Genomic DNA, 24014 nt, shown 5'->3' with positions numbered 1-24014 from the left:
GTAATACCAACAATTAGTAATCCATATAATAAACTGACAAAAATGATAAAAAAACAACTCAACAGAAGGCTATGGCTTGTTACGCTCCTGTGTGTGATAGGTGCCACGGCATTCGCCCAATCCCTTAGCGGTACGGTGGTGTCGGCCGACGATGGCAGCCCCATTGCCGGGGCCAGTGTAACGGAAAAAGGAGGAACGGCCGCCGCGGTAACCAATGAGCTCGGCCGGTTTACCATCGCGGCACCGGCGGGGGGCTCACTCGTGGTCTCTTACATGGGCTATGCCACGCAGGAAGTAGCAGCACAGGATGGTGTTACCGTACGGTTGATTTCTACCATCTCTGACCTTGAAGAGGTCGTTGTAGTGGGCTACGGCGTGCAGAAGAAGAAGCTTGTCACTGGGGCCAACCTGCAAGTAAGCGGCGACGACCTACTGGCCCAAAGCCAAACCAACGTGCTGCAAGCCCTCCAGGGGCAGGCACCGGGGGTACAGATCACCACAACGTCGGGCCAGCCCGGGTCGGGCCTTAATGTCATCGTGCGCGGGCTCGGCACCATCGGCAATGCCGGGCCGCTATATATTGTGGATGGTGTACAGACCGGCAGCATCGGCTATCTCAATCCGGCGGATATCGAATCGATCGACATCCTGAAAGACGCAGCCTCAGCAGCGATATATGGGTCGCAGTCTGCTAATGGTGTTGTGTTGATCACCACCAAGTCGGGCAAGGCGGGGCGGGCACGTATTACCTTTGATGGATACGCGGGGAGCCAGCAGGTGGCCTCCAAAGCCCGCCTGCTCAATGCCGCCGAGTATGCAGCCATCATGAATGAGGCCCGCATCAACTCGGGTAATCTCCCTTATTTTACGAATGAGGAGGTGGGCGCCATGGGCCAGGGCACCAATTGGATCGATGAGATGTTTGTCGACAACGCACTGACACAAAACTATACACTGGGCATATCGGGCGGTACCGAACAGTCTGTGTATTCGTCGTCTGCCGCCTATACCTCTCAAGAAGGCGTCGTAGGGGGTAAAAGCTCTTCGTTTTACGAACGCTACAACTTCCGGTTCAACTCCGAGCATAAACTCTATAAAGACATTATTACCTTTGGACAGCACCTTACTTATACGTATACCAACAACAACGGTATCGGTGTGGGTGGTCAATACAATAACACGTTGCGCGGGGCATTCAATACCAGCCCATTTGTGCCTATATATGACGAGGCAGGTAACTTCTTCGACAACAGCAATTCCACTTGGAACAACGGTGAAGCCAACCCCTACGCCACCATGGTGCTCAATAACCAGAACCGCAATAACGACCAGAAACTGCTGGGTGACGTTTACTTGACCGTCGAACCGCTGGAGGGGCTAACTTTTAAGACGATGGTGGGCCTGGACTATTATGCCAATGAAGGCCGTTCGTTCCAGCCGATATACCGCCTTTCGGTCTACTCATTCAACGATTTTACCCGTGTAAACCAGTCGATGGGCAAAGGCAGGTCCCTCATGTGGGAGAATTTCCTTACCTACGATTTTGATGTGGAGAACGGCCACCAGTTTACGGTGATGGCGGGCACATCGGCTTATAAGTTTGACAGTTCGGGGATTTGGGGTGGCAATCGCGACCTCATCATCAGCGGGCTAGGCTATGCGTGGTTAAACAATGCAACCAATACCGACGGCACCAACATCACCATCGGTGGTGCGCCGGGCGAACCGGAGCGCCGGATGTCGTATTTCGGACGGCTCAATTACAACTTCAAGGAAACCTACATGCTCAACGCCACCTTCCGCGCTGACGGCTCTTCGAAGTTTGCGCCGGGTCACCAATGGGGTTATTTCCCCTCGGTGTCGGTCGGCTGGATTGCCACCAACGAAGCATTCCTTGCCGGTACGGAGGCTTGGCTCGATTTCTTCAAACTGCGCGCGAGCTGGGGGCAAGTAGGGAACCAAAATGTCTCGGGCTTCCAATACCTCGCGCCCGTGAGCTTCGGAATCAACTATAGCTTTGGCCCAGAAGAGGGTGTGCTCACACCCGGGGCGCATCCGAGTAGGTTGGGTAATGAGCAGCTCCAATGGGAAACATCGGAGCAAACCAACCTAGGCTTTGATGCCCGCTTCCTCGGCAACCGCTTGGATGTGGCGTTCGATTGGTACACCAAGAACACAAAAGACTGGCTTATACGGGCCCCCATCCTGGCAACGGCGGGAGCGGAAGCTCCATTCATCAATGGCGGTGATGTGCAGAATACCGGCATTGAACTCGCATTGTCGTTCCAGGACCGCATTGGTGAAGTTAGCTATTCCATCGGGCTGAATGGCGCTTATAACAAAAACAAAGTGGGCCGGATACCTACGTCAGATGGTATTATACATGGTAACACAAACTCCCTGTTTGATAACTCCCTGGAGTTCTACCGCGCGCAGGATGGTTTCCCGATCGGTTATTTCTGGGGATTGGAAACCGCAGGTATTTTTCAATCAGAGGCAGAGGTGGATGCCCACCGCGCATCGGGCGGACAGCTTATACAACCCAGTGCACAGCCCGGTGATGTGCGGTATGTGGACCTAAACGATGACGGGGTGATCAACGACCTGGACCGGACGATGGTGGGCAACCCGAATCCCGATTATACTTTCGGGATAAACCTGTCGTTGGCATACCGCGGTTTCGATTTCTCGCTCCTAGCATCCGGTGTAGCCGGAAATGAGCTGGTGCAATCGTGGCGGAACCATGCAAACCCGAAAGCCAACTACTCGTCGGCCATCCTCGACCGATGGCACGGGCCGGGCTCATCCAATACCATACCCCGCGTTACCGAAGACGGACGTAACTGGACACAGTTCTCAGATTTATACATCCATAGAGGCGATTTCATGCGCATCAACAATGTCACCATCGGTTACGACCTGGGACAGGTGTTGAAACAACCTTACCTCAGTAAGGTGCGTGTTTATGCGTCAGCGCTCAACCTGTATACCTTCACTTCATATAATGGAATGGATCCCGAGGTGGGTTATGGCGAAGGGTTCTCCTCGGGGGTCGACCTTGGTTACTACCCGCGCCCACGTACGTTTATGGTAGGGGCCAACATCTCGTTTTAATCCGATAACAGTTATGAACATGAAAACACTGATAAAATATACAGCGCTTGCCGCGATACTGGTTACAGGAGGCTGCACCAAGGGTTTCCTGAATGTGGAAGATGTAACCAACGTGACCGAGCAAAGCTTTTACCGAACCCCGGAAGACGCCTATCGGGCGTTGGTAGGGGTTTATGATGGATTGCAGACCATTTGGGCCGAAGGCGTGGCCCTCCCGGTTGCTGCGGAAATTTTTTCTGACAACTGCTTCGGCGGTACAGGTGCTTCCGATGGGTTCGGCTACCAGATGATTGACGAGTTCGACCGCGGCCGGTCACCATCCGATCAGAACCTGTTTGGCGGCAATTGGGAAGCCTACTACCGTGCTATTTACCGCGCCAATATGCTGCTGAGCAAGCTCGATGAAATCGATTGGAGCAACGAGCCTGCCCTGCGTGCGGTATACGAAGGGGAAACACGCTTCCTGCGCGCATACCTCTATTTCGATATGGTACGGCTGTGGGGTAATATCCCGCTGCTCACGGAGCCATCTGCGGATAACATCCCGCAAGCACATCCCGACGAGGTATATGCCGTCATCGCCGCCGATCTGGAATATGCCGCAGCTAACCTACCAGCTGTGGCCTACGTGGCCAACAACCCCGACGCGGGGCGGGCCACCAAATGGGCAGCCCAATCGATGCTAGCCCGGGTATACCTATATTATACCGGTTACTACGGCAAAGCCGACTTGGTGGGAGTGGTTACCAAAGCCGAAGCACTGGCAGGGTTGGAAGAGGTCATCGCCAGCAGCGGCCATGGGTTGGTGGCAGACTTTGCTTCACTATGGCCCGCAGCGTCGGTTGCAAACTACGCGGGAGAAGACAACGAAGAAACCATTTTCGCAGTCAAGTACACCTATACGAGCGATTACGATGGTAATACCGATGGTAACCACTGGATGGTCATGTACGGCATGCGCGAACAATGGAGTTATCCCTACGGCAATGGGTGGGGCGGAGCTACGGTAAACCCCAAGTTGTGGGGGGCCTATAACGACAACGACACACGCAGGGGAGCGTCGATCATCTCCATAGCCGATGAAGGTATCAACTTCACCAATCAGAGCCGCCAACGCGAATATACTGGGTACTATGTCAAGAAGTATTCGCCTATGGTAGATGAAGCGGGCAACAGCTTGCCGGTGAACCAGGGGGCTACCAACTTCATGATCGGCCAGTACCAAGATTACGTAGCTATCCGGTACGCAGATGTATTGCTGATGGCAGCCGAATTGGGGAGTGCCAATGCGCAGCAATACTTTGATGCCGTGCGGCAACGTGCCTATGGCACAAATTTCTCCGCACTTACCGTAAGTACTGAAAACCTGCAGCGTGAGCGCCGATTGGAGTTTGCTTTCGAGGGTATCCGGTATTGGGACCTTCTACGGCAGGGCGTAGACGCCGCGGCGGCGGCCATTGCCGAAACCACGGTAGTGCAAAATGCGGGTGCAGCCACCGATAAGGTGATTGCCGCATCGAATATCATAGGAACAGAAGGCCTCCAGCAAATACCCTACACCCAGATTACCCTATCGAATGGTACTTTGGTGCAAAATAAGGGATGGTAGTTGGACATAACTAATTTGAAACATGAAAAGATTGATAATAGCCATCATGCAACTAGCGGTGCTCCTGGTGGTCACAGCAAGTTGCCAGAAGTTGGATGCCGAACTGGGGCGACTTTTGGACAAGTCCGAGGTTCAGTTCGACGTAGTACAAGACTTAGCTACCGACCCCGGCGGGAATACTGTTATACTGATCAACAATACGCCGGGAACGGTGTCTATGTGGGATTATGGCACCGGGCGCTCCAACCGCGCTCGTGACACGATACAGTTTGCCTTCAAAGGGGAATATACCATTAAGTTTTCGGCGATGACTGCCGGCGGTGTAGTGGAGATGGACCCCGTGACGATAACCGTAACGGACGATAACCTCAATTACGTGAACGATCCGCTTTGGATAGCGCTGTCTGGAGGGCCGGGCGAAGAGAAAACCTGGGTGCTCGACATCGATGCCAAGTATTTCCTCGGGCCGCTCTATTTTTACGGTACCACCAACGGTTGGCTCGGCGAAGGCGGAGCTTGGGACGGTGGAGAAACGGGATGTTACGGCGACGACTGCTGGAACTGGAACCCCGACTATGCGGGCAATACGTGGCTTATGGACTATGGCGACTATGGAACGATGACGTTTAACCTGAAGGGTGGGCCCTTCGTGAAGGTGGAACACCCTATGGTCTCTGCCAGAGGCACCGAACAGGGCACATATGCGCTCGACATAGCCAACAAGACTCTTACCATCACCGATGCCACGCCGCTGCACGATGCGGGACGTGATGCCGTAGTGACCAAGTGGGGCGAAATCAAACTGCTCTCGCTTACCGAAGACGCCATGCAGCTTGCGGTGCTGCGCGACAACGACCCTAACGAAGGCCCCTGCCTGTTGGTGTACAATTACGTGACTAAAACGTACTCCGATAATTGGGTGCCCGGCGAGCAGCCCGACCCCGAGCCGCCGTACGAAGGGAATGCCAACGACGACCTGACGACATCTACCAGCACGACCAAGCGCTGGACACTGTCGTTGATAAATCCCTATGACTGGACAGACCTCGCCGGTGAGTTCCTCAACCGCTGGCAGGCCCCGGGAGACTACCTAGCCACAGGCTGGGCGCCGTATGATGAGGCGATGATCAGTAACGTATCGCTGACGTTGACGAAAACAAGCGACAACGCAGGCGATTATACCTTTACCGATGCGACGGGAACAGCCATCAACGGGAGCTATTCCGTTGATGAGAAAAACAATATCATTTTCGACCGCGCCATATCATTTGCCATTTCAGGGTGGGTTAGCTTGGCCACCACAGCAGAGAACAGCTTGCGGCTGATCCGGACCGAAACCGACGCCTTGGGCAACATTTCGGGCATGTGGCTCGGCCAGCGCGCCAGCGATAAAGCAGAATATGCCGCCTACCACTTTGTGCCGGCGGCATCGTCGGGTACCGCCGATCCATTGGCGGCATGGAAGTCGGCGCTGGTGGGCAAGACATTNCAGAATATGCCGCCTACCACTTTGTGCCGGCGGCATCGTCGGGTACCGCCGATCCATTGGCGGCATGGAAGTCGGCGCTGGTGGGCAAGACATTTAAGCCCGATGCCAACTGGTTTGTCGACTGGGTCGGCTTCCCCCCGGCATTTTCGGGTGGTTGGACGTCGGCAAGTACCTTCGGTGATGATTTCACCAGCAACAGCTGGGTGTGGGATGCCAATGTCAGGGCAGTTGCCGAAAGTGCCACGCTACGGTTCTTCGTGACCGGCGACCAGCTCCAGGTGGAACTGAAGCAGACCAAGGCGGGCCAGCCTTATAGTGCCACCGGAGATGTCTCGATAGATACTGAAGGAAACATCCTGAATATAGGTATCCCGCTGGTTGATTATAGCGGCACGGCTGCCGAATGGGTAGGCTCTACCAACGACAAGTCGGTTACAGGCTCTACCAACGACTGGTATTTTGTTTCCCACGGTGGCTCCAACCTCGGCAATATCGATGCGCAGGGATTCTGGCTGGGCAGGGTCTCCCAAGCTAAGACCCAAGGTGACAATAATGATGAGGTGCTGGTTTTCCATTATGTTTTGGCCGATTAAGTAGGGATAATACGGATGGAGAAGACACACTATTATTGGATGTTCTTGTTAGTGGCGGCCCTCGTGGCAGCACATCTTTCGTGTGTGAAAGATCCGTTGGAACCTGAGCCGACACTGGCCCTATCGATAGACGAGTGGACGGCCACGAATGACGGGGGGACCAAAGAGGTGCGTATAACCGCCAATCGGGCATGGACCGCATCGAGTGCCGAGTCATGGTGTGCCGTTTCCCCTGCATCGGGCAGTGGAAGCGTATCTGTTATCACGATAACGGTGACGCCGCATACTGCAGCAGGGGCACGCAGTACGACCGTTTCGGTAGTGGCCGGAAGCCTTGTTAGGGAAATTACCATTGTTCAGGAAGGCGCCGATGTGCTAGACATTTCGGATAGTGAAGTCGACGTTGATGTAGCTGGTGGCGACTTTACCCTCACCGTCAGCGCCTCGGGAGCGTATGAGGTCTCGGCACTACCCACATGGATAGAGCGGACCACCACAGGAACAGTGCAGCCGGGCCAGGAGCGTGTCGAAACGTTCCGCGTAGGGACTAATGGTAATGTGCTCGCACGTGAAGGCACTGTGGTGTTTGTTTTGGCAGGCATTACCCAGAAGGTCACTATACGGCAGGCCGGCCAGCCTGCCGTACAGGATGCCGACAAGGCCGGTATGGACCGTGATGCGCCGGCACTTGCAGGGCAGCTCCGAATAGGATGGAACCTGGGGAATGCCCTGGAGGCCGCCAGCAGCCCCTTTGTGGCCGGCGAGACCCTTTGGGGTAACCCCCGGACAACCCAGGTGCTGATTAACGCCGTGAAAGGTGCAGGTTTCAATGCGGTACGTATCCCCTGTGCCTGGAGCGGCTACATGGAAGACCAGGAGACCTTCCGGGTAAGCGACTCATGGCTGGCGCGGGTGAAGGAGGTAGTCGATTACTGCGTGGCAAATGATATGTATGTCATCCTTAATACACATTGGGACGGTGGCTGGCTGGAGGAGCATCCCCTATATGCTCACCAGGAGGCAGTTACCGCCAAGTTCAGTGCGCTGTGGCAGCAAATAGCCGTCTATTTCCGGGATTATGATGAACATTTACTGTTTGCCGGCACGAATGAGGTCCACGCCGACTACGGTACCCCCACGGCAGAGCACCTCGCCGTGCAAAACGCCTACAACCAGACCTTTGTAAATGCGGTGCGGGCTACCGGAGGGAAGAATGCCTGGCGTAACTTGGTGGTGCAATCTTACAACACAAATATCGACCACGCTGTAACGCACTTAAAGATACCAACCGACCCGGTGCCCAACCGAATGATGGTGGAAGTACATTACTACGATCCCTATGACTTCACACTTGATGATAAGAGCGACAAATACCTATGGGGGGAAGCATACGCCGGACAGCCGAATGCCTCCAGCTGGGGGCAGGAGGAGTGGGTGGACCAAGCGTTCGGCAAGATGAAAACGCACTTTGTAGATCGGGGCATCCCGGTTATTTTAGGAGAGTATGCGGCAATGCTGCGCTCAGGCCTCGCGGTTGGACTTGCTGACCACATCGCATCCCGCAACCATTACCTCCATTATGTTACTGCGGCAGCCTATGAAAACGGTGTGGTGCCGTTCTATTGGGACAATGGGCATACGGGGAACCTGGGGTCCGGCCTGTTTGACCGTGCTGCCGCTACGCCCGTGCACACCGATGCCATCGAAGCCATTATCACTGCAATACCATAAGGCACGCAAACTTAGGCGTTGTTTTTAAAAACAACAATGCCTAAGTTTGCGTTGTTATTTTAGCAATTGCACGTATGATTCAACGTATCCAGAGTGTTTGGTTGTTCTTGGCTTCGGCCACTATATTTGCCCTTTTCCTCTTTCCTTATCTGCAATATGCCGATTTGGATGGTATAGGCAGGGCGCTGAAAGTGACTGGGGCTTACCAGGGTTTGGAAGGGCAGGCAGTGCGCACCGAGTTTTTTGTGCTCCAGACCATTGCCACGGTATTACTAGGGCTATTCCCGTTATACATCATATTTAAATTCCGGCAGCGCAAACAGCAGTTGTGGTTGATAGCACTTGAAATCATCCTGCTGTTGCTTTTCGGTATCTGGCTGTATGGCTCGGCTAGTGCTACACTCACGGCGGAGGGGCAAGCCCTCTCTGCACGGAATATGGGTGTAGGCCTTTTCCTTTTACCGGTCAGCATCATTTTCCTGTGCATGGCCATAGGGGGCATCCGCAAGGATGAGAAATTAATTAAATCCGCAGACCGGTTGAGGGGATGAAGAAAATAGGTTTGTTCATTGCTTTGGCGCTGCTTTCGGTGTCTGTAGCCGTTTCCGCGCCGCTTAAGGGTGTGCCGGCTGAGCAGGATTCCAGTGTGCTGATCATGGACGACATCCGTTTTGAAGCCATAGCCTATACCATCGATTCGGCCACTAATACCGCTTCGGTTACCCTTACCCTAACTTGCCTTTCGGAGCGCTCGCGCGAGCTGAAGGTGAATGTGTGCGGCACACAGTTGGTGGACGACCAGCGGAATGCCTATTATTTCTCAGCCCTTACGATGGGCCGCGTGTTGATGCGGTTTGAAGACCGCCAGAACTATCTACACTACCTTCTGCAACCCAGCGCCCCCGTGGAGCTGACTATTACAGCACAGGGCATCTCACCGCAGGCTAAGGCCATACACATGGTGAAGGTGGTCTTCGAAGATCGTAAAGATGAAGGACGGTTCTTGGAGGCATACCTCCTGGCTCCGGCAGCCGAATAGCTAGCGGTACCGGATTTGCTGTTGCCTGTCCAGCATGCCCATCTGGTCTTTCATCATTTTAATCTGGTCGGCCAGAAGCTTGTTTTTATCGGCTCTTTTCGCTTCCTGGAGGTATTTGGTTGCCTCCCGTTTATTGCGTTTGGCCATCGCGATGCCGGCCAGGCTTAACTTGGCAAGAGCCACATTGTGGCCCATATGCAGCCCCAATGACAGTGCTTTCTTGAAAAATTTCTCCGATTGCATAGGCGATTTCTGCGACTCCATCAACCCCAGCAACAGGTGGTAGTAACCATGCTGTGCACGGATAAGCTGCTTTTCGTAGTTTTTGATGCGGCCCAGCCAGCCTGCAGCTTTTACCATGTTCTCCTTGCGCAGGTAAAACTGGGCAACAAGCATATTCTCATTGAAAAAGACAGTAACAAAGGCGATTATGGTTATCAGGATACCTAAAATACCCCATCCCCATTCGCCGTAGACAAACAAGGCCACTGTGGCGACCAGCAAGAGGGAAGAAAGGACAATCCGAACGAGATTAGACATGTGCCGCTATATTAGTTGACAAACTTCTTTATTAAAAACTTAACGCAAATATCCGTTTATTTCAGCGCTTTATCAACTAGGTGGTGGGACATTTTACAATAAAGTGTATTTTTGCTTCTCATGAGCGTACAATTGGAACCGGGATGGAATGAGGTGCTGGGCGTCGAATTTGGAAAACCCTACATGCAGCAGCTTAAACAGTTCTTAGTAGCTGAAAAACGTGAGCATACGGTTTATCCACCGGGAAACCTCATCTTCAAAGCATTTAATCACACGCCGTTCGGCGACGTGAACGTGGTGATACTCGGACAGGACCCCTACCATAATGTAGGGCAGGCCCACGGATTATCTTTTTCCGTGCCACCGGGCGTGGCCATACCGCCGTCATTGCGTAACATGTACCAGGAATTGAGTACCGATATCCCCGGATTCCGGGTGCCGGGCCATGGGGATCTTACTGCATGGGCCGACCAAGGGGTGTTGTTGCTTAACGCCACGCTCACGGTAAGGGCACACACGGCGGGCTCGCATCAAGGAAAAGGATGGGAGGAATTTACCGATAGGGCCATCGCGGAGTTATCGGTCCGCCGCGAGGGGATTGTGTTTCTATTATGGGGGCGGTATGCCAAGAATAAGGCAGCGCTTATCGATTGCCGCAGACACCACGTTCTAACGGCCGCGCATCCATCACCATTTTCAGCGTACCATGGCTTCTTTGGCTGCAAACACTTTTCCAAAACGAATAGCTTCTTGGAACAGCGGGGGCACAAGCCCATTGACTGGCAGGTGTGATTTCAGTATTCCATCGGGACGATGGGCTCTTTCTTGCTGGTAGACATGATCATCATCGTCTGGAACGTCTTCACGTAGGGGATTTTACTGATTTTTTCCATGATGACCGCCTCGTATGCCTTGATGTCTTTCACGTATACCTTTAGCATGAAATCACACTGGCCCGTTACGTGGTGGCACTCCGTCACCTCTTTGATGTTCTTTACGGCCTCGACAAATTCGGGGATGGCATTATGCGTATGGAAATCAAGCGATATCTGGATGAACGACTTGATGCCCAAACCGAGCTTCTCTTCGTCTACGAAGGCGTGGTAGCTCTTGATGTATCCGGAATTTTCTAACTTCCGTACGCGCTCTAACGTCGGAGCAGGCGAGAGGCCGATGCTGGATGCCAGCTGGAGATTGGTAATCCGGCCGTTTTCCTGTAGGAGTTTCAGGATTTTAAAATCCGTTTTGTCGGGTTGAAAAGGCATATCTCAACGATTTGGATAATAACTGTACTGGCGCAAAGCGTTTGCCAAATTATATTTGGCAATGGTACGATTTATTTTCCATATAGTTTGTCTGGAAACGAAGATTCCGTGGTGCTTTGGTTGAATCACGTTCATTATCACTGATTTGTAAAAAATAGGAAAAGCGCGGGTATTCCCCGAAATGTTGGGTCAATGGGCGAGGTTTATTGCTGCATTAATCGTAACTTTGCGACACAGAAAAGCAAGGCGGTTGCCTAGCTGCTTAATTGATCACGTTGTGGAGGAGTTATGAGCACAAAAGATGACGCGTTATTGAAAGAGCTTGCGCTCGAAGAATATAAATACGGGTTTTCCACAGATATCGAAATGGATATCGCCCCCAAGGGGCTAAATGAGGACACAGTGCGGCTGATTTCGGCCAAGAAGAATGAGCCGGAATGGCTGCTGGAATGGCGGCTGAAAGCACTGAGGCATTTTTTGCAGATGGAGATGCCGACCTGGCAGAACTTTGAAACCCCGGAGGTAGACTTCCAGGATATTTCATATTATGCTGCACCCAAGGCGAAGCCCAAACTTAACAGCTTGGATGAAGTGGATCCCGAGTTGCTCTCGACCTTTGAGAAGCTTGGTATCCCCTTGGATGAACAGAAAGTATTGGCCGGTGTGGTTGCCGTGGATGCGGTATTCGACAGTGTATCGGTAAAGACAACATTCCGGGAGAAGCTTAAAGAGCAGGGGATTATTTTCTCATCCTTTGGTGAGGCTGTCCAGGAGCATCCCGAGCTGGTGAAGCAGTATCTCGGTACGGTGGTGCCACAAACGGACAACGTATATGCCGCACTTAATTCCGCAGTGTTCTCAGACGGATCATTCGTTTATATCCCCAAGGGCGTGCGCTGCCCCATGGAACTTTCCACCTATTTCCGTATCAATGCGGAGAATACCGGGCAGTTTGAACGCACGTTGATCATTGCCGATGAGGGGGCTTATGTGAGCTACCTCGAAGGGTGTACTGCCCCGAAGCGCGACGAAAACCAGATGCACGCGGCAGTCGTGGAGTTGATAGCGCATAAGGATGCGGAAATCAAGTATTCGACGGTGCAGAACTGGTATCCCGGCGATAAGGACGGAAACGGGGGCATCTATAACTTTGTGACCAAGCGCGGTATATGTAAAGGCGACCACAGTAAAATTTCCTGGACACAGGTCGAAACCGGATCGGCAATCACGTGGAAGTATCCCGGTGTTATCCTGAAGGGTGACCATTCCGTAGGGGAGTTTTATTCGGTAGCGCTTACCCGCAACCAGCAGGTTGCCGATACAGGCACCAAAATGATCCACTTGGGCAAGAACACCCGTAGTAAAATCATATCCAAGGGTATCTCGGCGGGTGTGAGCCAAAACAGCTACCGCGGTTTGGTGAAAATCGGCCCCGGCGCCGACAATTCCCGTAACTTTACCCAATGCGACTCGCTGTTGATCGGCGACCGCTGCGGGGCCCATACCTTCCCTTATATCGAAAACCGCAATAAAACAGCCACATTGGAGCACGAGGCTACTACGTCGAAAATCGGTGAAGACCAGCTATTTTACCTTACCCAGCGGGGCATCGATCCGGAAAAGGCGGTAGGGTTGATTGTGAATGGGTATGCCAAAGAGGTGCTGAACCAGCTGCCCATGGAATTTGCCGTAGAGGCACAGAAGCTATTGGCCATATCGCTTGAAGGAAGTGTAGGCTAGCAATTTAATAAAAGAAGAGTAGTGAGATTATCATGTTAAGTATTAGGAATTTACACGCATCAGTAGAAGATAAAGCGATATTAAAAGGCCTGGACCTCGAAGTGAAGGCAGGCGAAGTACATGCCATTATGGGGCCTAACGGCTCCGGCAAGAGCACCCTTGGCAATGTATTGGCCGGCCGGGAGGATTATGAGGTAACCGAGGGGGAAGTGCTGCTGGACGGGAAGGACCTCCTGGAGCTTTCGCCCGAGGACCGCGCCCGTGAGGGGGTGTTTTTAGCATTCCAATATCCCGTGGAGATACCAGGGGTATCCAACATCAACTTCCTGAAAACGGCGCTCAATGAAATCCGTGCCTATAAAGGGCTGCCACCATTGGAAGCACGGGAATTCTTGAATAGGGTGAAAGAAAAGCAAAAGCTGGTAGAGTTTGATGCCAAACTGGCCAACCGCTCCTTGAATGAAGGTTTTTCCGGGGGCGAGAAGAAGCGTAATGAGATTTTCCAATTGGCTATGCTGGAACCGAAGCTGGGTATCCTGGATGAAACGGACTCAGGGCTGGATATCGATGCCCTCCGAATTGTCGCAAATGGCGTAAACCAGCTGCGCACCGAAAACAATGCGTTCGTTGTCATTACCCACTACCAGCGGTTGCTGGAATACATTGTGCCCGACTTTGTGCACGTCCTGTATAACGGGCGTATTGTCCGCTCGGGAACGAAAGAACTCGCATTGGAATTGGAAGAAAAGGGGTACGACTGGATTAAGGAAACAGTTGATGCCTAGGCAACGGTTTTTAATGAATTAGAAAGGAAGGAGAGGCTATGTTGGATGAAGTGGCTGCAGATACCATGATTACACAAACGAGTGATTCACTATATACCCAATTGATTAAAACAGCTGGCGAGCGCCTGTCGTCCGGTACCACGGGGTCGCTGGATGAAATCCGTAAGCAAGCACTGGAGCGCTTTAAAGCGGCCGGTTTCCCTACTGTAAAAAACGAAGACTGGAAATATACCAACATACAGCCGCTGGTCAACCAGCCTTATGCACTGGAGGCCGAGCCCATTTCTGGTGGGGCAGCGTGGGAGAAGGCACGTATTCCCGACCTTGACGCCTACCGTGTGGTGATGGTGAACGGGCAGTACAGCAGCGAGCTGTCTTCCGACGAGGAAATCCCGGGCCTGCAGATCATGCCCATAGAACAGGCTTTCGAGCGGCTCTGTTTCGCCAAGTATTTTACGGCCTATGCCGATAAAACGGATAATCCATTTGTGGCATTGAATACGGCGTCATTCACCTCGGGCTTGTTTATTGAGGTAGGTAAGAACACTCAGCTGCAAAAGCCTATCCATATCATCCACGTGGCGGCGTCTGCTAATCCATTTTTCAGTCAAACGCGTAATCTCTATGTGATGGGCGCATTTGCCGAAGCGGAGATCATTGAGTCTTTCGTAACGGACGATGCTGCCGAGCGGAGCTTGAGCAACCACGTTACCGAGATCATGGTACGTGAAAATGCGAAACTGCAGCATTATTACCTGCAGGTTGCGGGTGAGCAAAGCAATTACTTGAACCATACCGAGATACACCAGGAAAAACACAGCCTTTATAACAATTATAATTGCTCGTTTCCAGGAGCCGCCTTTGTGCGTAATAACATCAATGTGCGGTTGGGCGACAGCGAGGTAGAGAGCCACCTATACGGTATTGCCCTTACCGCGGGCAGCCAGTTGGTGGATAACCACACAATTGTGGATCACATGAAGCCGAACTGCGAGAGCTACGAGTGGTATAAAAATATTACCCAAGATACATCGACGGCGGTATTCAATGGCAAGATATTCGTACGCCTTGATGCACAGAAAACCAATGCATTCCAGCAGAATAACAACATGCTCATCGGTGAGAAATCGGCAGTGTACACCAAACCGCAACTGGAGATTTTCGCTGACGACGTAAAATGCAGCCACGGATGTACCATCGGCCAGTTTGACAATGAGGCCTTATTTTACCTTAGGGCCAGGGGTATCAGTGAGGCGCAAGCCCGGATACTGTTGATCCATGCGTTTGCATTTGATGTGACCAGCCGCTTTGCCAACGATACCGTGCGCCAATATGTGGAGCATCTGGCGGAAGAAGGGCTGCAGTAAAACGTTTGTTTCGTTCACCGGGCGGAATGGTATTGGTTTTGTCGTAACTATCCTGCTTGTACAGCGATACACAAGTAAGTTAACAAGGACTTTTTGTCACATAAATATTTGTGAGTAAATTGTTGTGAGAAAAAGGATTGATGACACAATAATAAGAATAATGATTATCCAGTTGAATAGGATATCGCTGTTCTTTTCATTCGCTAGGGGTTTGGTTTGTAGCTTGTTGCTATTAGGGGAGGTAAGAAGATTTCATGCCTCCGCAAACATCTTTAAATCAATCGGTTAAAAATCCTTTTGAAGAACCGCTCACCTTTTTTCTCACATATAGTTTGCTCGGTGATTAGTATAAAGATAAGGATTTAAACCAACAAAAAGAAGCAATCGACTACAAATTTTATTGGCTGGCGAAAGAAAGGAAAAGCCTCGCATGACACGAAAGAAGTTCACCGTAAATACCCCAAGCGAGAACAGCCACGGGCAAGAGCGGTGGGATTTCGCAAGCCACTAATGAACGAGGGGATTATTTTTTATATAGACTTTTCTTAATCTCCGTTGTAGTTATACAGATGTTATAACCTTTTTTCTCTAACCCTTTTCTAAGTTGGGTGTCGAGTGTCCAAATTTTGTAATGTGTATATCGGTTCAATGCTACGAAAAAAATGTCATCGAAGTCTATGTCGATTACAATCTCATAGGCTTCGAGATAATATTTTTTTGGAATGTCTTTGGTTTCTATTATCGTGATAGTTTCCTTAAAAGCTTTTATTTCAGCCTTTAGCTGTCTTCTGTTAAGTGGGGATAATTCTTCTATTTTAGCCAAGTGTCTGTTCACTTCTTCAAACAGATAACTCGGCGCAAAAAAATGTAACCTGCTCTTTGCTTTTAAGATTTGCGCCACCGTTCCATTAGGGGTTATCAACGCACTGAAAATGATATTACTGTCCGTAATAACAATCATGCATCAATCAAATCTTTAAACATCCGCTTGGTCATATTTCTATTAGCCTTTTTCGATAGTTCCAAAATCGCTTTATTGATTTCCTTTCTCGATTTAGCGGGGACTTTTTGCTCTGTTTTCTTTTTGACCTTTTTTTGCTCTGTATTCATAACACATTCCTTTATACAAAGGTACTTAGTCTTCCCTATACAAATCCTCGCGTACTGTGAGGATAAAAATGGAGCGAAAGACGAGGTTCGAACTCGCGACCCTCAGCTTGGGAAGCTGATGCTCTACCAACTGAGCTACTCTCGCTTTGGTTGGTACAAATGTAATGCAATCCGTGAATTTTCACAAATTACTTTGCTGAGAGTGTGGTATCTCCATTGCAATTGGCCGATCCGGTAAAGCTTATCCGGGTTGACTAAGAATATCCCGACCTCCTCTTGTTTCCTTGAGCCATTATTCGTATATTTAAATTTACCTGGTATTTGATAAGGTATGCGTGAAAAGACAATAGAACTTGATTTTATCATTGATAAATTGACAAATTCTATTGAAAATGTGATTACCGGCGATAGTTTTGAAACGGAAATATCATTAGCAACTACGGCTGACTTAAAACGCGTAAATAAGGCTAATGGATGGTTATTTGATTGGAAGTTCGAACTAAAGCAGCCTGAGAGAGGTTTATAAACTAACTATTCCGAATAACAGTTCGGTTGTTCAAGGATTGGTTAGCTTAGAGATTAAAACGGACTATGTGTATATGCATTTGGTAGAAAGTGCCGGATTTAATAAAGGTAAAAATAAATGCCGGTGTACCGGGTAATCTGGTTGCTTTTGCTTGCAGGCTGTCTTTCCAACGCGGATTCGAAGGGAATGTATCCTTCGTTTCGAAAACGCAGTTAATTTAGCCACTATGAGGAATCGCTTGGCGCATTCCATTTCGGTGGCAGAGTGATGATTATAGAAACGAAGGCAGCAACGAAGTTGATTGACAGGTGTTTTAAATCGTTCAGATAAGATGAGAAGCGCGAAGAAGGAACTTAATGTGGACTTTATAGGTGGTCAGGAGCCACTAACCGCTGCCGAAGCAGCAGCCATCAGCAACTATTTGCAAACAAAAAAAAGCAAACACGGTTGAAGGTTAGCAATGCCAAAGAAAGGCAGAAAATTTCCGTGGTTTCAGAGTGAACAAGTAATCATCGCCTCCGACCGCGTGGTTTCAGACCGTTAGCGCATCTGCGCAATTCATCCCATCAATCGCCTCCGACACGATACTGCCGGGCATAGCCAGCGCCCACGCCACCTAGTTCCCCTTCACTCATAGGTTGGCAAGAGCGCATTGATACAAAACGTCTTTTTAGACGAGTTTTCGTCCATTTTATGCCGGTAACCCCATTTTGTAACCAAATTACCTACTTTTTGAAACATTCCTTCTAACATTTTTGCACCTCTTTCTACAACTTTGCTATTCCGGTGACCATATAAAGAAAGAAGTAAATATAAACCGTAATTCCACCCAAGTAAAATGAGGCCAAACAACAAATCCAAGGAAAGGAAACTTCGGATATATCAGCTCCGCGAAATAATCTTCGGACTGCTATTTCTGATTTTCCTACTGGTACTTGTTCTCATTCTCTGACATAGGAAATTAAAAACAGAATTTAAATGACGATGCTTAGGATTTTCCCTTTTTGTTTCTTATTACTAATTACCTCGGCCCAGTTTGGGTTTGCGCAAGGACTAGCCATTCGCGGGAGGGTTATCGACGGAACAACGCATGGGCCGTTACCGGGCGCCTCCGTATCCATCATGGGCGAAATTGCGGGTACCGCAACCGATGACGACGGTGCATTCACGTTACGTGTCGGCCAACGAGGCGCCCAAGTGGTAGTGATAAACTTCATGGGATTTGAGCCGAAACGGATCAACGTGGATATTGGGAATCAAGATGTCGATCTGGGTACAATCGAGTTAGGCGCAGATGTGACTACATTAGACGTGGTGCAGGTCCGCGGATCGCTTGAGGGCCAGCAGCGTGCACTCAACCAACAGCGCATGGCCGATAACATCAAGAACATCATTTCAGCAGACCTTATTGGGAGGTTCCCGGACCTCAATGTCGCTGAAGCGATGCAGCGTGTGCCTGGTGTTAATATCCAGCGCGACAAAGGCGAGGGATCTACGGTATCGATACGCGGTACCCCGCAGCATTTTACCACCATACAGATCAATGGCGAACAAATCCCGAGTGTGCAGCAAAGCGGCGCACGGAATGAAGCGCTAGATTTAATCCCCGCCGATCAGCTCGGTAGCGTAGCATGGAGATAACCAAAGCACCCACACCCGATATGGACGGGGACGCAATCGGTGGGGTCATCAATTTGAAAACGCCTGTGGCTAGAAGGCCGGAGCTTGGTGTCCGCATCGAAAGTTCGTTGGGGTATAACGATATCTCGGGTGCAGCGAATGGGATAGGAAAGCTGAGGTTGGACAAGCGTTTTTTTACAGACAATCGCAACCCGATGGGCAAGTTAGGGCTGATTCTCAGCGGGAGTTACTACAGTACCGATAACGCCGAGGATCGTATTGATGCCGTGTGGCAGGGGATTCCCAGGCCCGTTGCTAGTCTAGGGAACGAAAGCACCATCGTGATGGATAATTACCAGTATCGCCATGCGAAAAACGTACGGGAGCGGATAGGTGCCACCGCAACGGTCGACTATCGGTTCAACGAAAACCACGAGCTCGTATTCAACTATATGTATAACCGGCGGGAAGATAATGACTTGAGAAATCGTTTGCGGTTTGATATGAATAACGGCCAATTCCATGCATTGGATTCGATTGAAAACGGCCGTGTGCGGCGTGACATCAATATCTGGGACGAACTGAAGACCAACCACAGTTTTGGTTTGCAGGGTTACCATACACTCGATGTGTGGAAGGTTGATTGGTCGGTAAACTACGTGCTATCCGATCGGCTGTTCACGTCCGACAGGGGTGACTTCGCCACCAACACAAGTTCAGGCGGAACCACCATCGTTGCAGATAATCCGGGTGGAATGTACGCAGACGTCCCCCGGTTCCGGCCGGCATCGTTCGAACAAAGTATGTACGACCCTTTTTTCTACCGGGAATTCAGACGGTATGAAGAAGATTATGAGACCACCGAGGCTACGAACCTCGTAGGCCGGATCGATATAACCCGCTTTCTGAATATATTCGGCAATTACCCCGCCCATGTGAAGTTCGGCGGAAAGGTGAGGTCGCAGACGAATTCAAAATATCGAAAAAACCAAGTGCTCGGGTTCAACGATCCGAACAACCTCATCAATAGAAACGAATCGTTTTTGCGCGTGTTGTCCCAAACGGAACCGATCAGTTTCCTCCAGTCGGACTACCGGTTCGGTCCGCTGATCGGGAGATCGGAGTTTCAGGGATACATTGATGATATCGCGCTGCTGCTTACCGAAACCGATGACGCATGGGATTCGAGGAGGATATCCCTTAACGATACCTACGATGCTGCCGAGGATATTTATTCGGGCTATTTCCTGGGGCGGGCATAACTGAACAAATTGATGGTTCTGGCAGGAGTGCGTTACGAATACAACGACGTCCGCTACGATGCATTCGAAGTATTCCGGGTGGGTACAGACGTGCGGGGTACCCCTATTTCAGGCGGCAATGAATACGGGTTCCTGATGCCGCATTTGCACATGAAGTATAGTTTGGATAATTATACGGCTTTCCGGTTTTCGGTGTTGATGAATTATGCGAGGCCGAACTTCGCCGATATCGTTCCGTTTGTCAATTACGATAGTGACGCCGTCACGTTACGGCTCGGCAATCCCGACCTCGCACCCGCTAGGGCATGGAACTTCGATCTCATGTTCGAGAAGTATTTCGCTAACGTCGGCATTCTCTCGGTGGGCGCATATTTCAAAGACATTGATAAGTTCCAGTTTTCACGTATCGACCCCTCGTTGGCTACCGATTTTCCCGGATACCCCGGCACGGCTGGATTCATTTTCCGGCAGGAGCAGAATGGTGAGAAAGCGCGGGTGATGGGGGTTGAAGTCAATGCAGTAAGATCGCTTGATTTCTTGCCGGGCTTTTTCAAATACTTGAATGCCGACTTCAATTACACCTTCGCTTATTCGGACGCGTTTACGAACGATCGTACGGGGATTTCTTTGCCGGGACAGGCACCGCATACTTTCAATGCCTCCTTGGCGCTTGATTACCGCGGTTTTTCCGCCCGGATTATGGGCAACTACAACGGGACTTTTGCCAGTTCGCTGGCCTCTAGTGCGCAAGATGATATTTATCAAGAACACCGGTTCCACGTCGATGTCAACGCATCCTATAACATTAATAAACGATGGCGGGTTTTTGGCGAATGGGTCAATATCACCAATGCGCCAAGTATACGTTACCAAGGGGAACGCCAGCGGATAAGCCGTATCTCTTATTACGGCTGGTGGACGCGGGTAGGATTAGGTTTTAGGCTCTGACTGATATGCAAATGATAATGAAACGAAATTGGATATATATACTATTGATACCGGTTGTACTCCTATCATGTGAACGCGAAAAAGCATTCGAATTGTCGCCCCCGACTTTGTTGGTAGGCCAAGAAGACGCATTTGAAATTGTGCAGGAACCTGGTAATGACGTTTTTCTCGATTTTTCACTCCAGGCTGCACGAGGCATCCGTGAGTTTGTGGTCTTAAAAGATGGGGCGACGCTTCAAAGAACCCCCTACGAAGAAGCCATTTCAGCTACCTTCAATTTTGAATACACCGTGCCTGAGGAGGCCGCGGGTTGGTACCGAGACCATTTTTACATTCGAGCTTTACGACAACGACGGGGTAAAAGCAACACATCAATTGAGACTGGTCGTCCGGCGTACATTCAGCGAGATTGACGAAGTCATCAACGGTGTCAATGTTAAAGTGGTAAAAGGAAAGGTTAACAGTGATTTCACGATGGAAGCCGATCAGGTATACGTCATCGATAGCACATTTTCAATTGAAAATAACAGTACCCTGACGATAGCCGAGGGTTCCACCGTCTATTTCAAAACCTATAACGAGAATAATTTGATGTCACGGCTTGTCATTGCACGGGGCTCACAAATCATCGCCGAAGGCACGGCCGACAACCCGATTGTCTTTACGAGCGATAAGGTCTTGCTGGGCCAGACCCCCACTTCGCAGGATTGGGGCGGCATCACCATCTATGGCAATGCACCGACCAACCAGGGCGCGGTGGTGGTGGATGGCAGCTACCGGTACGGCGGTACGCGTAGCGGTGAGAGCTCCGGGAGCCTCCGTTATGTGCGTATCGAATACGTTGGAAAAGGGGAGACCGGTGTACATGGCCTCACTATGAACGGAGTGGGCTCCGGCACCCGTGTGGAATATGTCCAGGTGTTCAACGGTGATAACACATCCTTCCGGCTGAGGGGCGGGCGCGTCAACCTGAAGTATATTGCCGGTATCGGGCATGGAGGTTATGGAATCTGGGCAGACGGCGGATGGCAAGGGAACGGGCAGTTCTGGCTCTTTCAGACCAACCGCCAGGCTACGCTGGTACCGGTCAACTTCTGGAATATCGCGCGGTCTATCGAATTTAGAAATGACGACAGTAACTACTCCCGTGCCCCGATTACACAGTTTAAACTGGCCAACATCACGTTAGTCGGCAATGGGTATGAACCGAATGTAAACAATGGCACCCGGCGGGGCGTGCGCGTGCGTACGGGCTCGAAAGGGCATATATACAACATGCTGGTAACCGAATTTCCAGATGAAGGCGTTCGGGTGGAGGATTTGCCCGTGGAACTGCTGGGTAATGAAATGACAGTCGATAACGTACGGTCATATAACAACCGGACGGACTACGCGCAAGACGCCGAATGGTTTTTCTTTGAAAGTGGCAACTTCAACGTGCTGAATACATCCACGTCCGGTGTCACGAAGGCTAATTTCATCGACTCAGAACCGTCCAGCTTCAATCCATCAGCCATGGGTGCGTTCTTCGACAGCGCACCGTTCATCGGTGCAATACAAGATGCAACCAATGACTGGACAGCTACAGGAGCATGGTTTAGAAACCTGGATGGAACAATCAGGTAATTAAGTATAAATTTTATTCATCATAAAAATGGAAACAATGAAAAGAAACCAAATGAGGGCACTGAAGCTCGTGGGGGTTTTGGTGGTGGTGTTTTTGACACTCTCCTGTAAAAAGGATAGTGAAAAGCCGATTTTGACCGACCCGATAATCAGCTTAGCAGGCGGCGAACGGATCGATGTGAAACGTGGCGAACCTATTTCCGTTACGTTTAATTTGGAAGCTGACGGAGGCAACAAGGAATTGCTGGTTTTTTTCGGTGGCGGCCTGTTGGACAGGGTGGCGCTAAACAGCACCGCAGCCACGTATACCTACAGCAACCAGACGCTGGGCTCCGATGCCGCAGAGGGTGAGGAATTTGAGTATGAGTTTGCCTTGGTCAATACGCAAGACACCCAATCCGAGCGCATTGCGCTGACAGTGGTGACGGTAGCATATGATGAGATCAACGTGGGTGGAGAGACTTTGTATGATGTGGAAATACCTGCCGACGGTGTGGTTGAGGGTGGTGAATCCATTAAGTTTATTAATGGACGGAACTACTACCTATCCAGTACGCTGGTTTTCCAGGATGGGGCATCTCTCACCATCGAAGAAGGGGTGCACGTTTACTTAAAAGCAGATCCGGAGAATCCAGTATCAATTGACATCACGGCTGGGGCAGACATCCAAATCGCCGGGTCGGCTACGAATCCGGTTGTTATCACATCAGAGAAATCGCTTACCGATAATGCAACCCCGGGCGATTGGGGTACCTTCACGCTGCGTGGCAACACGGGATCAATCAAGTACCTGCGTTTGGAGTACGGGGGCGATCGCAATTTTAGGTTAAATGGTGCCGGGTCCGATATCCTCATCGAATATGTACAGGTTTTTAAGGCACTGGAAGAGTCGCTCATGATTACCAATGGCAATACGAACCTTAAGTATATTGTAGTTACGGATAATGCTGAAGGCAGCAGTGTGCGGATCGGCGACGCGTATTCGGGGGATATCCAATTTGCTATTATCACCGCTTCACCCGAAGCGGTCGGCGGGGATGAGCGGGACGAGTTCGATATCCGTGAAACATCGTCGCCCCGTATTGCGAACTTAACGCTGATTGGCCCGGGTGTGGATGAGCCTAACACGCACGGTATGCGGATCCGCGCGAGCAGCTCAGCGAAAATTTATAACACGGTTGTCGCCGATTTCCGTCGCCGGGGTGTACGGTTGAATGACCAGGTTGTGGTGACAGACCTTACAGGTCCTACAGTTTTCGCCTATTCTTACGTATTTAACGTGCGTACCGACCCGTTCCGGGATGATACTAATAATGGAAATCCGTTTAGGGGTTACCTGGACGACGACGGAAGCCTGCAGAACCCTTTCCATAACAACGTAACCGGGTTCGAAGATGATAAGCCGATTTTAGTAACGATTCCCGGAATAGGTGTGGGCAGCTTTATTCCGGATGCTGCACAAACAAGTGCGTTCGATCCCACCAGCTTAGGCAGCTTCTTCACGAGTGCACCTTTCGTCGGGGCCGTAAAGGATGAAGCAAGCGACTGGACCCGCGGATGGGTTAAAAACGCAGACGGTTCCCTCCGTTGATACGGATTGAAGCGTAACTAGTCAACCCTTAAAAAGCCCAATATTTCTTTTTTGAAGTC

General features: G+C 50.6%; 20 protein-coding genes and 1 tRNA gene. 16 read left to right on the top strand and 5 right to left on the bottom strand.

Annotated features, from left to right (window positions below; all coding sequences use genetic code 11):
• Nucleotides 1-42: 42 nt before the first annotated feature.
• From NGM62_RS13980 to NGM62_RS13955, 6 genes are all read left to right on the top strand, one after another.
• Nucleotides 43-3114 (top strand): SusC/RagA family TonB-linked outer membrane protein, encoded by a 3072-nt coding sequence (locus tag NGM62_RS13980; RefSeq protein WP_262248839.1) that lies wholly within the window; start codon nt 43-45, stop codon nt 3112-3114.
• A gap of 19 nt (nt 3115-3133) precedes the next feature.
• Nucleotides 3134-4723: a RagB/SusD family nutrient uptake outer membrane protein gene (locus NGM62_RS13975; RefSeq protein ID WP_262248838.1), complete on the top strand. Its 1590-nt coding sequence runs from the start codon at nt 3134-3136 to the stop codon at nt 4721-4723.
• A gap of 1692 nt (nt 4724-6415) precedes the next feature.
• On the top strand, nt 6416-6805 hold the full coding sequence (locus NGM62_RS13970; protein WP_262248836.1) for a hypothetical protein: 390 nt from the start codon (nt 6416-6418) through the stop codon (nt 6803-6805).
• A 15-nt stretch (nt 6806-6820) separates the two neighbouring features.
• Nucleotides 6821-8536, top strand: a complete 1716-nt coding sequence (locus tag NGM62_RS13965) for a cellulase family glycosylhydrolase (protein ID WP_262248835.1) — start codon at nt 6821-6823, stop codon at nt 8534-8536.
• A 74-nt stretch (nt 8537-8610) separates the two neighbouring features.
• On the top strand, nt 8611-9087 hold the full coding sequence (locus NGM62_RS13960; protein ID WP_262248833.1) for a DUF4293 domain-containing protein: 477 nt from the start codon (nt 8611-8613) through the stop codon (nt 9085-9087).
• Nucleotides 9084-9575, top strand: coding sequence for a hypothetical protein (locus NGM62_RS13955; protein WP_262248831.1), 492 nt, complete (start codon nt 9084-9086; stop codon nt 9573-9575). Before NGM62_RS13960 ends, NGM62_RS13955 begins: the two co-directional genes overlap by 4 nt.
• On the opposite strand, the gene NGM62_RS13950 is transcribed toward NGM62_RS13955, so the two are convergent.
• A complete protein-coding gene (locus tag NGM62_RS13950) occupies nt 9576-10115 on the bottom strand; it encodes a DUF2892 domain-containing protein (protein ID WP_262248829.1) in 540 nt (179 codons plus the stop codon). It abuts the gene before it with no gap.
• Between the two features lie 120 nt (nt 10116-10235).
• Between NGM62_RS13950 and ung the strand changes: the two genes are divergently transcribed.
• Nucleotides 10236-10907: a uracil-DNA glycosylase gene (ung, locus tag NGM62_RS13945; RefSeq protein WP_262248827.1), complete on the top strand. Its 672-nt coding sequence runs from the start codon at nt 10236-10238 to the stop codon at nt 10905-10907.
• A 2-nt stretch (nt 10908-10909) separates the two neighbouring features.
• On the opposite strand, the gene NGM62_RS13940 is transcribed toward ung, so the two are convergent.
• Complete coding sequence (locus tag NGM62_RS13940; RefSeq protein WP_262248825.1) at nt 10910-11380, bottom strand: Lrp/AsnC family transcriptional regulator; 471 nt, start codon at nt 11378-11380, stop codon at nt 10910-10912.
• 288 nt (nt 11381-11668) lie between these two features.
• Between NGM62_RS13940 and sufB the strand changes: the two genes are divergently transcribed.
• The 3 genes from sufB to sufD are packed head-to-tail and all read left to right on the top strand — an operon-like array spanning nt 11669 to nt 15272.
• Nucleotides 11669-13120, top strand: coding sequence for a Fe-S cluster assembly protein SufB (gene sufB, locus NGM62_RS13935; RefSeq protein ID WP_262248824.1), 1452 nt, complete (start codon nt 11669-11671; stop codon nt 13118-13120).
• A 32-nt stretch (nt 13121-13152) separates the two neighbouring features.
• Nucleotides 13153-13905, top strand: a complete 753-nt coding sequence (sufC, locus tag NGM62_RS13930) for a Fe-S cluster assembly ATPase SufC (protein WP_315975872.1) — start codon at nt 13153-13155, stop codon at nt 13903-13905.
• 38 nt (nt 13906-13943) lie between these two features.
• Entirely contained in the window at nt 13944-15272 is a 1329-nt protein-coding gene (gene sufD, locus NGM62_RS13925; RefSeq protein WP_262248823.1) for a Fe-S cluster assembly protein SufD, read from the top strand.
• Between the two features lie 523 nt (nt 15273-15795).
• On the opposite strand, the gene NGM62_RS13920 is transcribed toward sufD, so the two are convergent.
• The 3 genes from NGM62_RS13920 to NGM62_RS13910 form a co-directional block, all read right to left on the bottom strand.
• A complete protein-coding gene (locus tag NGM62_RS13920; protein ID WP_262248821.1) occupies nt 15796-16233 on the bottom strand; it encodes a PIN domain-containing protein in 438 nt (145 codons plus the stop codon).
• Entirely contained in the window at nt 16230-16382 is a 153-nt protein-coding gene (locus tag NGM62_RS13915; RefSeq protein WP_262248819.1) for a hypothetical protein, read from the bottom strand. Before NGM62_RS13915 ends, NGM62_RS13920 begins: the two co-directional genes overlap by 4 nt.
• Nucleotides 16383-16451: 69 nt before the next feature.
• Nucleotides 16452-16527 (bottom strand) — tRNA-Gly (locus tag NGM62_RS13910).
• 186 nt (nt 16528-16713) lie between these two features.
• Here NGM62_RS13910 and NGM62_RS13905 point away from each other — a divergent pair.
• From NGM62_RS13905 to NGM62_RS13880, 6 genes are all read left to right on the top strand, one after another.
• Entirely contained in the window at nt 16714-16908 is a 195-nt protein-coding gene (locus NGM62_RS13905; RefSeq protein ID WP_262248818.1) for a hypothetical protein, read from the top strand.
• A gap of 978 nt (nt 16909-17886) precedes the next feature.
• Entirely contained in the window at nt 17887-18549 is a 663-nt protein-coding gene (locus NGM62_RS13900) for a carboxypeptidase-like regulatory domain-containing protein (protein ID WP_262248816.1), read from the top strand.
• Entirely contained in the window at nt 18540-19790 is a 1251-nt protein-coding gene (locus tag NGM62_RS13895) for a hypothetical protein (protein ID WP_262248814.1), read from the top strand. The genes NGM62_RS13900 and NGM62_RS13895 overlap by 10 nt, the downstream gene beginning before the upstream one ends.
• A gap of 12 nt (nt 19791-19802) precedes the next feature.
• The gene (locus tag NGM62_RS13890) at nt 19803-20738 is read left to right on the top strand and encodes a TonB-dependent receptor domain-containing protein (RefSeq protein ID WP_262248813.1); all 936 of its coding nucleotides are present in this window, start codon (nt 19803-19805) and stop codon (nt 20736-20738) included.
• A 222-nt stretch (nt 20739-20960) separates the two neighbouring features.
• Complete coding sequence (locus NGM62_RS13885) at nt 20961-22364, top strand: hypothetical protein (protein ID WP_262248811.1); 1404 nt, start codon at nt 20961-20963, stop codon at nt 22362-22364.
• Nucleotides 22365-22401: 37 nt separating this feature from the next.
• Nucleotides 22402-23955, top strand: a complete 1554-nt coding sequence (locus NGM62_RS13880; protein WP_262248810.1) for a hypothetical protein — start codon at nt 22402-22404, stop codon at nt 23953-23955.
• Nucleotides 23956-24014: the final 59 nt, after the last annotated feature.

The organism is Parapedobacter soli (assembly GCF_025460835.1).
Lineage (GTDB): Bacteria > Bacteroidota > Bacteroidia > Sphingobacteriales > Sphingobacteriaceae > Parapedobacter > Parapedobacter soli.
Note: the sequence above shows the minus strand (reverse complement) of the source record. Positions and strands in the feature narration are given on the sequence as shown.

Bases quoted from the DNA above. Each gene is read 5' to 3' on its own strand.
- NGM62_RS13980 (WP_262248839.1), top strand. From the start codon at position 43: ATGATAAAAAAACAACTCAACAGAAGGCTATGGCTTGTTACGCTCCTG.
- NGM62_RS13975 (WP_262248838.1), top strand. From the start codon at position 3,134: ATGAAAACACTGATAAAATATACAGCGCTTGCCGCGATACTGGTTACA.
- NGM62_RS13965 (WP_262248835.1), top strand. From the start codon at position 6,821: ATGGAGAAGACACACTATTATTGGATGTTCTTGTTAGTGGCGGCCCTC.
- NGM62_RS13960 (WP_262248833.1), top strand. From the start codon at position 8,611: ATGATTCAACGTATCCAGAGTGTTTGGTTGTTCTTGGCTTCGGCCACT.
- NGM62_RS13955 (WP_262248831.1), top strand. From the start codon at position 9,084: ATGAAGAAAATAGGTTTGTTCATTGCTTTGGCGCTGCTTTCGGTGTCT.
- NGM62_RS13950 (WP_262248829.1), bottom strand. From the start codon at position 10,115: ATGTCTAATCTCGTTCGGATTGTCCTTTCTTCCCTCTTGCTGGTCGCC.
- ung (WP_262248827.1), top strand. From the start codon at position 10,236: ATGAGCGTACAATTGGAACCGGGATGGAATGAGGTGCTGGGCGTCGAA.
- NGM62_RS13940 (WP_262248825.1), bottom strand. From the start codon at position 11,380: ATGCCTTTTCAACCCGACAAAACGGATTTTAAAATCCTGAAACTCCTA.
- sufB (WP_262248824.1), top strand. From the start codon at position 11,669: ATGAGCACAAAAGATGACGCGTTATTGAAAGAGCTTGCGCTCGAAGAA.
- sufC (WP_315975872.1), top strand. From the start codon at position 13,153: ATGTTAAGTATTAGGAATTTACACGCATCAGTAGAAGATAAAGCGATA.
- sufD (WP_262248823.1), top strand. From the start codon at position 13,944: ATGTTGGATGAAGTGGCTGCAGATACCATGATTACACAAACGAGTGAT.
- NGM62_RS13920 (WP_262248821.1), bottom strand. From the start codon at position 16,233: ATGATTGTTATTACGGACAGTAATATCATTTTCAGTGCGTTGATAACC.
- NGM62_RS13915 (WP_262248819.1), bottom strand. From the start codon at position 16,382: ATGAATACAGAGCAAAAAAAGGTCAAAAAGAAAACAGAGCAAAAAGTC.
- NGM62_RS13905 (WP_262248818.1), top strand. From the start codon at position 16,714: ATGCGTGAAAAGACAATAGAACTTGATTTTATCATTGATAAATTGACA.
- NGM62_RS13900 (WP_262248816.1), top strand. From the start codon at position 17,887: ATGACGATGCTTAGGATTTTCCCTTTTTGTTTCTTATTACTAATTACC.
- NGM62_RS13895 (WP_262248814.1), top strand. From the start codon at position 18,540: ATGGAGATAACCAAAGCACCCACACCCGATATGGACGGGGACGCAATC.
- NGM62_RS13890 (WP_262248813.1), top strand. From the start codon at position 19,803: ATGGTTCTGGCAGGAGTGCGTTACGAATACAACGACGTCCGCTACGAT.
- NGM62_RS13885 (WP_262248811.1), top strand. From the start codon at position 20,961: ATGGGGCGACGCTTCAAAGAACCCCCTACGAAGAAGCCATTTCAGCTA.
- NGM62_RS13880 (WP_262248810.1), top strand. From the start codon at position 22,402: ATGAAAAGAAACCAAATGAGGGCACTGAAGCTCGTGGGGGTTTTGGTG.